The sequence below is a fragment of the Vibrio sp. 1159 genome (genome assembly GCF_033340395.1).
Lineage (GTDB): Bacteria > Pseudomonadota > Gammaproteobacteria > Enterobacterales > Vibrionaceae > Vibrio > Vibrio alginolyticus.
In genome coordinates this window covers 182065-195455 of record NZ_JAWOWL010000003.1, presented here as the reverse complement: position 1 = coordinate 195455, position 13391 = coordinate 182065, and the positions used below count along the sequence as shown (strand labels likewise).

Here is a 13391-nt window from a genome sequence, read left to right as displayed (position 1 = left end):
ATAATGCAGCAATCTGAAATTCTCTCGCTCGCAGAACGACTCATTCCCGTTTACGGTACGAATGACTTTGACTTTGTCCTTGGCCAACTGACCGAGGAAGAGCCGCCTTCGGCCAAAATTTTGGTTAAAATGGAACTTAACCGCTTAATGGCTCCATGCAAAAAAAGCATTGATTTGCGAGGTCGCGTTCAAGGCGAATGTCGCGAGTATATTTTGGATGGTATTCCACATTGGTTGGATGATGTTGCTTTCAACGCTTACCATAAAAACATCAAAAAGTTTGGCTGCTACACGGAAGGAATGTGGGAAGCATTGGTCAACACGCGAAATAACTTTCGCGTAATGAGCAAGCGCCTTACTCAGCAAAAAACGCAATCGTTAACGGATCCTAAAAGCCCGTTCTTAGCAGAACCCGTTCACCTAGGCTACGATTTAAAGCGCCAAGAAAAACGCTTGAAAGTCCAATCTCAAGTTGAAATTTGCCGTTCTAAAGGACAGCTTCTTCATGGATTAAGCATTGATTTATCTAGCTCTGGCGCAAAGTTCAAAGTCCCTAGCGCATTTAAATATAACCTTGGGGAAATTATTCAGGTCACGTTTACTGAATTTGCCAGCAAATCTAACGTTGCAGGTATAGAGAAACCGCTTGCATACCGCATACTCGCGGTTGATGACTGTTACGAAAATGACTCAGTTCGATACCTCAGAACCATACGCTTAACTGACACCAATGTCGTCACCAGAGTGATAGATGAAGCGCTCAACAGTGCTGCTAAAAGGGCTCGTCACGACAATCAAGACAAGATTATTCGAGCTCGAACTCGCGGTTATGAGCACATCGCACTAAAGCACACCAGCAGCTTGCCTCTATTCTTTGATGGTAGTGACCTAAAATTAGCAATGTTAACGCCAAACAATCAAAAGCTTTGGCAATACTGGCACGATGAGAGAAACCAGCAAATGTTTGGTTCCTTATTCAACGAGCAACGCATCGCGTCACTCATTAAGCCTGGTGTGAAAGGAACAACCAATGTCCTTTATTCATTTACTCACGAGCACGAGAATCGAACCTATTTCTATTCGATGTTTCGCCCTGAAGCAACTCGCGAACAGCGCCAGCTATTTTGGCATTTAGGTGGCAAACGAGAGAGTTGGCGCGCCTTTAGAATTTCAATCTTTGAACTATCTGAGCAAGAACAGGAAGACCTAGCAGCTTTCTCTCCAGAGTTAGCAGAAACGTCTCAATCACTGACTCATATTGGTATTTTGCAAGAAATTGCTGACGAAAAATCAGGGCAGGATTACCTGCTAACTGAAAAGCCGCGCTTACCCGCTAATACGTTAAACGCGTTTCGTCATCCGAGAAGAGTTATCGGCAATCCAAAGGGCATTTATTTTGATGCAAAGTCTCGTCGAAAAGAGCCTCGTTATCGTTTTAAAACACCTTTAGAGTTGTACTCAGGACAAACTAAAACAGGCGGCTGTACTGTTGACCTTTCCAAACGAGGACTCGGAATTAGGCTAAGTGAGCCTACGATGTTACGTTCTGGGCAAGAGGTAAGAATCAACTTTCGAGAATTACAACTCTACGATAAAAAATTGCCGTTAATGTCGGTGCCATACCGAGTAATTCGTGTAAGCCCAGACGGTTGTAGCGTGCAGCTAGTTATTGATGAAAGCAGCCAAACCATGAAGGTAATCGCTTTTTTCAACAGCATTATCGAGCACAATCAAGACAAGCTAATCCCGCAAAAAGAGACGCTACCAAGTAATGCTCTACTTGAAAGGCTGCACTGCATGTTGCTCTCGCGTACGCTGAGCACGCCCATTTTTATCAGTAAGAGTACGTCATCTTCAATCAAAACCCCCGTTATCGGGGTGAACTTGCCGCTACCTAAACACATTGAGCTTTTTGCCCGTCTTGGGCATGACCAACTGTTGTCACTTGAACCTATCTTTAAAGGCCGGACAAGCACATTAATCGCAGAGCCAATAAAACGTGTAGAAGGTGCTCAAGCCAGACATCAGGATATCTACATAAGCGCCGCAAAAGTAGGCAATAAAATTACAGGCATTGAGTCAAAGCTTCATCAAGAGTTCAACAGCGTAAAAGAGCGGATTCAATTTATAAAGAAAGCGCGAATGATGGGTGACTTTTACGTGATTCGCCTTTCTACTGCGCCAATTTTCGATCCGATGACATCATTACTGCAACAAGATTTAAGTGACTTAACCCAATTTGGTGTACATCAAGCAAGCAAGTTAGAAAAAGAGTTGACGGCGCTCGTTGGTTACAGTGAATTTGAAGACATTACTGAAGAGGTTGTAATTAGATTGGAGTTAACCGAGTAAATTCAAAGTCATACCAAATTGAAAAAAAACACCGCCTTTCTGGCGGTGTTTTTGAATGGATGGTTAAGGTTTAGCTTTCCAGCTAACCTTTTGCTGCTTCACCAATGCGCCAGATAAAATACAGAGCACACCGCCTAACCCAGCAAAGCGAATCGCAGATTGCGCTTGAGCTTCCACTTTTGGTTTTGCGTGATACGCAATCCCTAATCCTGCCACCGACATCATCACAAGATCATTAGCGCCATCACCGACAGCGACCGTGTTGTGCTGCTCAATTTCATATTCATCCGCCAATTCCACTAGAATGTCTGACTTCATCTGCGCCGTTACCACATCGCCAAGTACGTTACCCGTGAGTTTGCCGTCAATAATTTCTAATTGATTGGAACGAGCAAAATCTAGGTCGACTTTATCTTTGATGTAATCAGAGAAGTAAGTAAAACCACCGGAGGCAATCGCTGTTTTCCAGCCCAAGGCTTTCAACGTCGCAATTAGCGCTTCAAAGTCCGGCATGAATGGTAACTGGGAACGAACTTGTTCAAGAATTGATTCATCGGCACCTTTGAGCTTACCAACTCGCTGACGTAAACTTTGCTCAAAATCCAGCTCACCTTGCATGGCACGTTCAGTGACTTCAGCGACCTCATCCCCTACTCCTGCCAGTTTCGCGATTTCATCAATACACTCTATCTGGATCGCCGTTGAATCCATATCAAATACAATCAACCCTTGGGTTGATAGATCGGGCACTTCATTAAGCGAGGCGTAATCTAGGTTGAGACTTTGTAAGATCGTTTCATGTTGAGGAGTCAACTCTCCGGCCATCAGGGCTACTTCATATTGGCCAACTTTCCACGTTTCTAGTATTGAGTTGTAAAAGCCGGTGAAGAAATCAATGTCTTCGAAGTGACTTGGCGAAAGGTACTCAGCAAATACGATCCAGTTTGCTTTTGCTTTATCTAATTGGGAGGCAAATCGAGTCTCGGGTAATCGTTTTAAAAGTGTCGTATGTTTTCTGATAGGCAAGCTTTTTGACGCGTCCATGTATATAATCCCTTATGACTTTGCTAAAACGTTACCTCAACAAACTAAAAAGGCAAGTCTTTGTTTTATTTTAAATGGATGAGTAAAGAGCATGAGTGAATCTTTGTTCTCAGTAAGGAATGCCCTAAGAATTCTGGCACTAATCCTACTGTGTGTGATGTTGTTTATCACAATAAAAAACAGTGTTGTGATCAGTAAGGGTAATGAGAAAATTCAAGCACAACAGCTTGAAACGCTCACCAAAGTTTTGATTTCACAGGCGTCTCTTTCTGCCAGTGAGATGATTTTAACTAAAGATCAAGAACGATTACTTCAGCTAACAAACCAGCTAGCACAAGACCGTTTAGTGTTTGATGCAACAATCTACGATGCACAGGGTGTACGTTTAGCGTCTAGTGAAGAGGCATTATCGGTACGCGAAGTTCTTGGCCTGGATACGCCTTTGGCAACAGCTTCCATTGGTCGCCAGCAGTTGGTTGAACCAGTTTTTGCAGATGGTGCGCTTATCGGTTTTGTTCGCGTGACCTTTGAGACGGGCCGGGTGACGGCTATTTCTGACCACCACTATCGCAAGAGCGATCGTTATATGTACATGATGGTCTTAATGAGCTTTGTCTGTGGTATGTTGTTCATCTTGATTTTACGTCGACAACCGATACGTCGTAAAAAAGCGCCAAACCTGCTGCTAACCAAGTAACTAGGTAGCGCTAACAACTCATATAAAAACAGCCCGCAATGTGTGGGCTGTTTTTTTAGCTCTTGAGAGCGAAAAATAGAATGACTCTTCGTCGCTTACTCTTCGTCACCAAGCAATACTGAATCTAGTGCGATTAGCATCATGTCATTGAATGTCGTTTGACGCTCGTCAGATGTAGTCTGTTCGCCAGTCTTGATATGATCAGAAACCGTACAGATTGTCAGAGCTTTTGCACCGTATTCTGCCGCAACACCGTAAATACCAGCCGCTTCCATTTCAACACCAACAATGCCGTACTTGTCCATTACATCGAACATTTCTGGATCTGGCGTGTAGAAAAGCTCTGCTGAGAATAGGTTACCAACTTTAACGTCAATACCGCGAGCTTTTGCAGCGTCTTCTGCCGCACGAACCATGTTGTAGTCTGCGATTGCCGCGAAGTCATGACCTTTAAAGCGGATACGGTTCACTTTAGAGTCAGTACATGCACCCATGCCGATCACAACATCACGCACTTTGATGTCTTCATTCACTGCGCCACAGCTGCCAACACGGATGATTTTCTTCACGCCGAAGTCTTTGATTAGTTCAGTCGCGTAAATCGAGCATGATGGGATACCCATACCGTGGCCCATTACCGAGATCTTACGGCCTTTGTATGTACCTGTGTAACCAAACATATTACGAACGTCACACACTTGAACGACATCTTCAAGGAAAGTCTCTGCGATGTATTTTGCACGTAGTGGATCACCAGGCATCAGTACGACGTCTGCAAATGCACCCATTTCAGCATTGATATGTGGAGTTGCCATTTTCTTTTCCTTAACCTTTCTCTAGCGCTCCGCGCTTAAGGCGATATAAGCCAGAGTATTCTCATTTCCGACAAGCAGCATTTACATACTGCAAACATAAAACTAGGAGCAATCAAGCTCCTAGTTTTCAAAAACCTAACTAATTATAGGAAGTTCTTACCGTAATCCATTGGAGAAGTACCGAAGTAACTTGCCAATGTTTGACCGATATCTGCGAATGTTTCGCGGCGGCCAAGAGAACCAGCTGGTACTTTTTGACCATAAACCAATACTGGGATGTGCTCACGAGTATGGTCAGTGCCTGGCCATGTTGGGTCACAACCGTGGTCAGCCGTTAGGATAAGCACATCGTCTTCTTTCATCATCTCTAGCACTTCATTGATGCGACCATCGAAGTACTCAAGTGCCGCTGCGTAACCCGCTACGTCACGACGGTGACCGTAAGCTGAGTCGAAGTCTACAAAGTTAGTGAATACGATCGTGTTGTCGCCCGCTTCTTTGATTTGCTCTAGCGTTGCTTCGAACAATGCAGGGATACCTGTCGCTTTCACTTTCTTAGTGATGCCGCAGTTTGCGTAGATATCAGCAATCTTACCAATAGAAACCACGTTGCCTTGCTTCTCTTCAACAAGTTTCTGTAGAACCGTTGCTGATGGTGGCTCAACAGAAAGATCACGACGATTACCTGTACGCTCAAATTGACCTTTACCAGCACCAACAAATGGACGCGCGATAACACGACCAATGTTGTAATCTTCTAGCTCTTCACGTGCGATTTGGCAAAGCTCTAGTAGACGGTCTAGACCGAAAGTCTCTTCGTGACATGCGATTTGGAATACAGAGTCCGCAGAGGTGTAGAAGATTGGTTTGCCAGTCTTCATGTGCTCTTCACCAAGATCGTCAAGAACTTGAGTACCAGATGCGTGGCAGTTACCTAGGAAACCGTCAAGACCTGCACGCTCAAGAATGCGGTCAGTCAGTTCTTTCGGGAAGCTGTTTGCTTTGTCAGTGAAGTAACCCCAGTCAAACAGAACAGGAACACCTGCGATTTCCCAGTGACCAGACGGCGTGTCTTTACCTGAAGAAAGCTCTGCTGCATGACCGTATGCACCAATGATTTCAGCGTCTGCGTCTAGTCCAGGTGCGAAGCGACCTGTCGATTCTTTATGCGCCATTGCCAAACCAAGTTTCGATAGATTTGGAAGGCGAAGTGCACCTTGGCGATTGTCGTTATCTGCTAAGCCTTTTTCACATTGGTCAGCGATGTGACCTAGTGTGTCTGAACCTACATCACCAAATTCTTTAGCGTCGGCAGTTGCACCGATACCGAATGAGTCTAGTACTAAAATAAATGCTCTTTTCATTGCTCGTTCCTTAGGCCCACTCGGCTTTTTATTATGGTTGAGTAGGCCTTGTGTAATTGCTTGTTCTATTAGATATCTTCTGCACGAATTTGGCGGTAAACCTCTGGAGTTGGTGTGTATTCACCACCTACTTTGATTGCACTGCGCAGTGCTTTTGCCGCTTCTTCCCATTGCTCTTCAGTGCGAGCGTGGATGACCGCAAGAGGTTTATCACTGTCTGCGACCTCACCTAGGCGGATGAACTCGTCGAAACCAACTGCGTAGTCGATTTCATCAGTAGCAACACGACGACCACCACCCATAGCAACCACAGCCATGCCGATAGCACGTGTATCCATTGCAGAGACAATGCCCGTTTCTGTTGCGTAAACTGGCTTGATGATTTCTGCTTTTTCTAAGTAGTTGTTGTAGTTTTCTACGAAGTCCGCAGGGCCGCCTAAGCCAGCAACCATCTTGCCGAAGCACTCAGCCGCTTTGCCGTTATCCAGCACTTCCATCAGTTTTGCGCGTGCGTCTTCTGTGTTCTCAGCAAGCTTGCCAAGTACTAACATTTCAGCACATGAAGCCATGGTCACTTCAAGTAGACGAGGGTTACGGTATTCACCTGTTAAGAAACGAACCGCTTCACGAACTTCTACTGCGTTACCCGCTGAAGACGCCAATACTTGGTTCATGTCCGTAAGAATTGCCGTAGTCTTAGTGCCAGCACCGTTTGCTACCGCAACGATTGATTTTGCTAGCTCTTCAGACGCTTCGTAAGTTGGCATAAATGCACCTGAACCCACTTTTACGTCCATCACTAGCGATTCCAGACCCGCCGCCAGTTTCTTAGAAAGGATCGACGCCGTAATCAGGGAGATATTGTCTACCGTTGCGGTAATATCACGAGTAGCGTAAACACGCTTATCCGCAGGAGCAAGGTCACCAGTTTGACCGATGATCGCCACACCAGCGTCTTTGGTTACTTGACCAAAAACATCGTTGCTCGGCGTAATGTTGTAACCAGGGATAGATTCAAGTTTATCCAGCGTACCGCCTGTATGACCAAGACCGCGGCCAGAGATCATAGGTACGAAACCGCCACACGCTGCCACCATTGGGCCAAGCATTAAAGAAGTTACGTCACCCACACCACCGGTTGAGTGTTTGTCGACAATTGGACCACCGAAGTTCATGTGGCTCCAGTCGATAACCATGCCCGAATCACGCATTGCACACGTTAAGGCGATGCGCTCATCCATGGTCATTTCATTAAAGAAAATCGTCATAGCAAACGCCGCAATCTGACCTTCAGATACCGTGTTGTTCGCTACGCCTTGAATAAAGAAGTTGATTTCGTCTGCGGTAAGTACTTCACCGTCACGTTTTTTACGAATGATTTCTTGTGGTAAATACATTAGTGCCTCCCAAGCTCTTTTGAGCCATGGTTGTAGTAGGATAGAAGAGGTTTGGTAGCACCCGTTTAGGTGCTACCGTTCAGACGTATTATTGGAATTAGTACGCTGTTGGATCAGCGACGTCGTCCGATACTTCTAATGTATTTAGTAGGTTGGTTAGCAGGCTAGACGCACCAAAACGGTAGTGACGAGCATCAACCCAGTTGTCACCTAGGATTTCGTCAGCCATTGCTAGGTATGCTGCTGCGTCTTCAGCAGTGCGCACACCACCTGCTGGTTTGAAACCAACAGTTTCTGCAACACCCATGTCGCGAATAACTTCAAGCATCATGCGAGCGTATTCTGGTGTTGCGTTTACTGGCACTTTACCAGTTGAAGTTTTAATGAAGTCAGCACCTGCTTCAATACAGATTTGAGATGCTTTCTTGATTAGTGCTTCTTCTTTTAGTTCACCTGTTTCGATGATCACTTTAAGAAGAATGTCACCACAAGCTTCTTTACATTGCTTAACTAGTTCGAAGCCTACTTTCTCATCACCCGCCATTAGCGCGCGGTAAGGAAAAACTACGTCAACTTCGTCTGCACCGTAAGCAACCGCCGCTTTTGTTTCAGCAACTGCGATTTCAATGTCGTCGTTACCATGTGGGAAGTTCGTTACTGTTGCAATACGAACCTCTGGCGTACCTTGCTCACGAAGTGTCTTCTTAGCAATAGGAATAAAGCGAGGGTAAATACAAATTGCAGCTGTGTTGCCTACTGCTGTTTTCGCGTCATGACATAGTGAGATCACTTTTGCATCAGTGTCATCGTCATTCAACGTAGTTAGGTCCATAAGTTTAAGTGCACGTAGCGCTGCTGCTTTTAAATCGCTCATTTCTATCTCCGATCAATATTCAAAAAATTCACTACTCAGCCTTACATCACGTCTTTAACTATAATCAACAAGTCGAGACAATGTGAGTAAATGGCTAAACAGTCTATTAATGAACGGACTTGGTTCCCTGAAGACTCGGCATATACAGCGAAAATTTATCATATGCCAATTGCTATCCTTGTCACCGCACAGTACCAGTTTGGCCTATGGCACAACAATCTATGATTGCGGTGTCTTTAATATCACATCACAAAGCAAAACGCCTATTAGATCTGATATTGCAGGGCAATTCATTTGCCCATCGATTATGTAATATTCATTACGTGATTAAGAATCAAGCTTAACCACTATCCTGTGATTAATACATTATAGAGTTTCACCGCAAAACTGTAGCACCAAATAGAGCGCAAACGGTTTGTATCTCAAAATTTCCTAGCCCCTATTCCATTGACTGCGTAATACCTCGACTAAGGCAAACACCCGATGAAATTTTGGAGCCCGAAAAACGAAAAATGCCCCGCAGCAATCTCTTGCTACAGGGCATGATGTAAAACGGCGTCTATATATTAAGAACCGATTCTAATTATAGTGCTGCAAGGCTTAAGCAGAAGCCTGCAATTGTCGCTGCCATAAGGTTAGACAACGTACCTGCAAGAACTGCTTTAACACCCATGCGAGCGATGTCACTACGACGGTTTGGTGCAAGGCTACCTAGACCACCAAGTAGAATCGCGATAGAAGAAAGGTTCGCGAAACCACATAGTGCGAATGAGATGATAGCTGTTGTCTTCTCAGACATTACTTCACCAGTTGCCGCGATTACTTGAGCGTTTTCACCTAGATATGGTGTGAAGTTCAAGTAAGCAACGAATTCGTTCACTACGATTTTCTGACCGATGAATGAACCAGCTGTTACAGCTTCTGCCCATGGAACACCGATTAGGAATGCTAATGGAGAGAACGCGTAACCTAGGATTAGCTCTAGTGTTAGTTCTGGCATGCCGAACCAACCACCGATGCCACCTAGCATACCGTTGATTAGCGCGATTAGACCAACGAATGCGATTAGCATTGCACCTACGTTAAGCGCAAGTTGTAGACCAGAAGCCGCACCGCCCGCAGCTGCGTCGATTACGTTAACTGGTTTGTCGTCACCGCCGTCCATCGCTTCTTCGATACTTTCGTGAGGCTGGTCAGTCTCTGGGTGAAGGATTTTAGCGAACAGTAGACCACCTGGTGCTGCCATGAATGATGCCGCAACTAGGTACTCTAGTGGAACACCCATAGATGCGTAACCTGCTAGTACACCACCAGCAACAGAAGCTAGACCACCACACATTACCGCGAATAGCTCTGATTGAGTCATTTTTGGAACGAATGGGCGAACAACTAGAGGTGCCTCAGTTTGACCTACGAAAATGTTAGCTGCAGCTGACATTGATTCCGCACGAGAAGTGCCTAGCGCTTTTTGTAGTGCGCCACCAAGAATCTTGATAACCCATTGCATAACGCCAATGTAGTAAAGAACTGAAATCAGTGCAGAGAAGAAGATCAGTGTAGGAAGAACACGGAATGCGAAGATGAAACCGCCGCCGCCGAATACTTCGAACATCTTGTCAGAAACAAGACCACCGAACAGGAATGATGAACCATCGTTACCGTAGTTGATAACGTTAGAAACACCTGAAGAGAAACCGTTTAGTAGATCACGGCCCCAAGGTACATACAGAACAAATGCACCTAATGCGAATTGGATAGCGAATGCGCCACCCACAGTTCTAAAGTTGATAGCTTTTCGGTTGTTAGAAAATGCCACTGCAATCGCAAGAAGCACTACCATACCGATTAGGCTCATAAACAGGCTCATAGTTTATGACTTCCTTATAAGTTATTTATTGGCGTGTTACAAAATGGAGCTATAAAGCGGGGGCAATTATACTCATGCAGAATCAATTAAAGTAATGCCAGCCTCACACTTTCCTATAAGATTCATGATTGATTCAACCAGCTTTGTGAGTTAATTCACAATAAGCAGGAAAACGTTTTCGATTTCAAACCACATCTTTAGATTTTATTCACATATCGAGAAAGCAAAATTGCTATTTTTCCACAGTTGAGAGGCAATCGATTGCTTTCGGCCGTTATGCAACTCTACGAGCTCATTAAAGACGTGAATGAGTTTGGCTGGGTGATTTGACTCCCCTTGATATCCAAGTATAGGCATATCTGGTGCGTCTGTTTCGATTACTAGGTTTTCGAGTGGTAATTTTTGAATTGCGTCGCGTGTTTTCTTGGCTCTTGGGTAGGTAATCGTTCCTCCTACACCGATAAAAAAACCTAATTTGACCCACTCCATGGCTTGCTGATAACTCCCAGAAAAAGCGTGTAGCACACCACCTCTAGGGAGATTCGCCGCTTTCACCATTTGAATGAGGCGATTGTGCGCTTTTCGGCTATGTAAAATAACTGGGAGTTCGAAGCGTCTAGCCAGCTCAAATTGAACTTCAAGTATCTTTTCTTGCAACTGTGGATAAACATCAATGGCAAAATCTAAACCACACTCTCCTATTGCTACGCACTGTGGTACTTTTTGATTTAGATAGCCTTCTAGCTCTGTAAGGTGCTGCTCAACGTTATCTTCAAGAAAATACGGATGAAAGCCGAGCGCATAATACAAATTGGCATGTTGCTCTGCCAAAGTTTGAATACGAGCCCAGTTTTGCGGACCGACGGAAGGAATCAAAATTCTTGCGACGCCTTGCGTTTGAGCAAGCTCAAGTTGATGCGCAAAGTCATCTTGAAACACATCAAAATCAAAGTGGCAGTGCGTATCAAAGAGCTTCATCTTGACGCTTTTTATCTGTATCTGCGGGCAGAAAATCAGAGGATGGTTGGGCTTCACTCTTCTCTTCAGTTTGATGGGCTGGGTCTTTTCGATATGGGACACAACTGCGTTTCTGATCGGGAGTTAACCCCATCTCTTTACACCAGTTGTCGTAACGCTTTAGCCCACGTTTAAACCAATTCATATCTTATCCTTATATAAAAACGCCCTTGGCTAAGTTTATAGCCAAGGGCGTTTTAAAATCTAGTTTGCGTTAAGGCTTACCCTAACCGCGCAAATTAGTGCTCACGCGTCGCACGGAAATCAACGTCAGGGAAACGCTCTTTCGCCAAGTTTAAGTTAACCATTGTTGGAGCGATATACGTTAGGTTATCACCACCATCCAATGCTAAGTTCGCTTGATTCTTGCGTTGGAACTCATCCAGTTTCTTCGCATCACCACACTCAACCCAACGAGCAGTTGCAACGTTAATGCCTTCATAAATCGCTTCAACGTTATACTCAGATTTCAAACGAGCCACAACAACATCAAACTGAAGTACACCAACGGCACCAACGATCAGATCGTTGTTCTGTAGAGGACGGAATACCTGTACCGCACCTTCTTCTGATAGCTGAACCAAACCTTTGAGAAGCTGCTTCTGCTTTAATGGATCTTTCAGGCGAATACGACGGAATAGTTCCGGAGCGAAGTTCGGAATACCAGAGAACTTCAGTGATTCACCTTGCGTAAAGGTATCACCAATCTGAATAGTGCCGTGGTTGTGTAGACCAATGATGTCACCGGCGTAAGCGTGTTCTGCACGTGCACGGTCACCAGCCATAAAGGTTACTGCATCAGAGATACTCACTTGCTTGCCAAGACGAACGTGGTTCATCTTCATACCTTGCGTGTAAGTGCCCGATACAATACGCATGAATGCGATACGGTCGCGGTGTTTTGGGTCCATATTCGCTTGGATCTTAAATACGAAACCAGAGAACTTCTCTTCAGTCGCTTCAACTTCACGTTCAACCGCTTGACGAGTTTTCGGCGCTGGAGCCCATTCAGTTAGACCGTCTAGCATATGATCCACACCAAAGTTACCTAATGCAGTACCGAAGTAAACTGGCGTCAGGTCACCTGTTAAGAACATTTCCAAATCAAACTCAGGGCAAGCACCCATAACAAGCTCAAGCTCTTCTCGAACACTTTCCGCAAGGCCTGCACCAACTTTTTCATCAAGCTCTGGGTTATCGAGACCTTTGATGATTCGAACTTCTTGAATCTCATGACCGTGACCTGATTCGTATAAAATCGTTTCATCACGGTGAATGTGGTACACACCTTTAAATTCTTTACCACAGCCGATTGGCCATGTAATTGGCGCACACATCATGCCCAACTCGTTTTCTACCTCGTCCAATACTTCCATTGGATCACGAACGTCACGGTCAAGTTTGTTCATGAAGGTTACGATTGGCGTGTCACGCAGACGCGTTACTTCCATCAGCTTACGTGTACGATCCTCGACACCTTTCGCCGCATCGATAACCATCAGACATGAGTCAACTGCCGTTAGAGTACGGTAAGTATCTTCCGAGAAGTCTTCGTGTCCAGGCGTATCAAGTAGGTTTACCAGACAATCGTTGTAAGGGAACTGCATTACAGAAGTAGTAACCGAGATACCACGTTCCTTTTCCATTTCCATCCAGTCTGATTTTGCGTGCTGTGCGTTACCACGACCTTTAACCGTACCTGCTTTTTGGATCGCGTTTCCGAATAACAGTACTTTTTCAGTAATGGTGGTTTTACCCGCATCCGGGTGAGAAATAATAGCGAACGTTCTGCGCTTAGACACTTCGCCTAAAAAAAGGGGATTTGACATTAGTTAATCTTCTAAATTACTTTCATGCTCACAAAATAGGCAAGCATATCTACTATTCGATATTGTGCGGTATTCTCGCTTATTATCGCTGTGCTAGCAAACTGGAAAGACATGAACTGAATTTACTCGGCTCAC

The 13391-nt window shown here is 44.9% G+C and carries 12 protein-coding genes; 3 read left to right on the top strand and 9 right to left on the bottom strand.

The genetic code is table 11. From position 1 onward, the window contains the following. The first annotated feature begins 3 nt into the window (after positions 1-3). Positions 4-2352, top strand: a complete 2349-nt coding sequence (locus R7127_RS04195; protein WP_005380143.1) for a PilZ domain-containing protein — start codon at positions 4-6, stop codon at positions 2350-2352. A 63-nt stretch (positions 2353-2415) separates the two neighbouring features. Here the strand turns inward: R7127_RS04195 and serB are convergent, their stop codons facing one another. Beyond that, entirely contained in the window at positions 2416-3396 is a 981-nt protein-coding gene (gene serB, locus R7127_RS04190; protein ID WP_213907996.1) for a phosphoserine phosphatase, read from the bottom strand. 91 nt (positions 3397-3487) lie between these two features. Between serB and R7127_RS04185 the strand changes: the two genes are divergently transcribed. Beyond that, positions 3488-4093, top strand: a complete 606-nt coding sequence (locus tag R7127_RS04185) for a YtjB family periplasmic protein (RefSeq protein WP_005391677.1) — start codon at positions 3488-3490, stop codon at positions 4091-4093. Positions 4094-4188: 95 nt separating this feature from the next. Here R7127_RS04185 and deoD read toward each other — a convergent pair whose 3' ends face one another. From deoD to deoC, 4 genes are all read right to left on the bottom strand, one after another. Next, positions 4189-4908: a purine-nucleoside phosphorylase gene (deoD, locus tag R7127_RS04180; RefSeq protein ID WP_005380140.1), complete on the bottom strand. Its 720-nt coding sequence runs from the start codon at positions 4906-4908 to the stop codon at positions 4189-4191. Positions 4909-5051: 143 nt separating this feature from the next. After that, complete coding sequence (locus R7127_RS04175) at positions 5052-6272, bottom strand: phosphopentomutase (RefSeq protein WP_053349841.1); 1221 nt, start codon at positions 6270-6272, stop codon at positions 5052-5054. A 68-nt stretch (positions 6273-6340) separates the two neighbouring features. After that, positions 6341-7669 (bottom strand): thymidine phosphorylase, encoded by a 1329-nt coding sequence (gene deoA, locus R7127_RS04170; RefSeq protein WP_064376470.1) that lies wholly within the window; start codon positions 7667-7669, stop codon positions 6341-6343. A 97-nt stretch (positions 7670-7766) separates the two neighbouring features. After that, positions 7767-8543 (bottom strand): deoxyribose-phosphate aldolase, encoded by a 777-nt coding sequence (deoC, locus tag R7127_RS04165; protein WP_005380133.1) that lies wholly within the window; start codon positions 8541-8543, stop codon positions 7767-7769. Positions 8544-8633: 90 nt separating this feature from the next. Here deoC and R7127_RS04160 point away from each other — a divergent pair, with 90 nt between their 5' ends. Then, complete coding sequence (locus R7127_RS04160; RefSeq protein WP_005391675.1) at positions 8634-8768, top strand: hypothetical protein; 135 nt, start codon at positions 8634-8636, stop codon at positions 8766-8768. A gap of 358 nt (positions 8769-9126) precedes the next feature. On the opposite strand, the gene R7127_RS04155 is transcribed toward R7127_RS04160, so the two are convergent. The 4 genes from R7127_RS04155 to prfC form a co-directional block, all read right to left on the bottom strand. Continuing rightward, positions 9127-10410, bottom strand: coding sequence for a NupC/NupG family nucleoside CNT transporter (locus R7127_RS04155; protein WP_005380131.1), 1284 nt, complete (start codon positions 10408-10410; stop codon positions 9127-9129). A 204-nt stretch (positions 10411-10614) separates the two neighbouring features. After that, positions 10615-11388: a TatD family hydrolase gene (locus R7127_RS04150; RefSeq protein ID WP_172563505.1), complete on the bottom strand. Its 774-nt coding sequence runs from the start codon at positions 11386-11388 to the stop codon at positions 10615-10617. Further along, complete coding sequence (locus R7127_RS04145; RefSeq protein WP_005380125.1) at positions 11375-11572, bottom strand: DUF5363 family protein; 198 nt, start codon at positions 11570-11572, stop codon at positions 11375-11377. The genes R7127_RS04150 and R7127_RS04145 overlap by 14 nt, the downstream gene beginning before the upstream one ends. 94 nt (positions 11573-11666) lie before the next feature. After that, positions 11667-13256 carry a peptide chain release factor 3 gene (gene prfC, locus R7127_RS04140; protein ID WP_005380123.1) on the bottom strand — a complete coding sequence of 530 codons (1590 nt, stop codon included), beginning with the start codon at positions 13254-13256 and terminating at the stop codon, positions 11667-11669. Positions 13257-13391 lie beyond the last annotated feature (135 nt).

Coding starts and splice junctions, on each gene's coding strand:
- R7127_RS04195 (WP_005380143.1), top strand. CDS start 4: ATGCAGCAATCTGAAATTCTCTCGCTCGCAGAACGACTCATTCCCGTT.
- serB (WP_213907996.1), bottom strand. CDS start 3,396: ATGGACGCGTCAAAAAGCTTGCCTATCAGAAAACATACGACACTTTTA.
- R7127_RS04185 (WP_005391677.1), top strand. CDS start 3,488: ATGAGTGAATCTTTGTTCTCAGTAAGGAATGCCCTAAGAATTCTGGCA.
- deoD (WP_005380140.1), bottom strand. CDS start 4,908: ATGGCAACTCCACATATCAATGCTGAAATGGGTGCATTTGCAGACGTC.
- R7127_RS04175 (WP_053349841.1), bottom strand. CDS start 6,272: ATGAAAAGAGCATTTATTTTAGTACTAGACTCATTCGGTATCGGTGCA.
- deoA (WP_064376470.1), bottom strand. CDS start 7,669: ATGTATTTACCACAAGAAATCATTCGTAAAAAACGTGACGGTGAAGTA.
- deoC (WP_005380133.1), bottom strand. CDS start 8,543: ATGAGCGATTTAAAAGCAGCAGCGCTACGTGCACTTAAACTTATGGAC.
- R7127_RS04160 (WP_005391675.1), top strand. CDS start 8,634: ATGGCTAAACAGTCTATTAATGAACGGACTTGGTTCCCTGAAGACTCG.
- R7127_RS04155 (WP_005380131.1), bottom strand. CDS start 10,410: ATGAGCCTGTTTATGAGCCTAATCGGTATGGTAGTGCTTCTTGCGATT.
- R7127_RS04150 (WP_172563505.1), bottom strand. CDS start 11,388: ATGAAGCTCTTTGATACGCACTGCCACTTTGATTTTGATGTGTTTCAA.
- R7127_RS04145 (WP_005380125.1), bottom strand. CDS start 11,572: ATGAATTGGTTTAAACGTGGGCTAAAGCGTTACGACAACTGGTGTAAA.
- prfC (WP_005380123.1), bottom strand. CDS start 13,256: ATGTCAAATCCCCTTTTTTTAGGCGAAGTGTCTAAGCGCAGAACGTTC.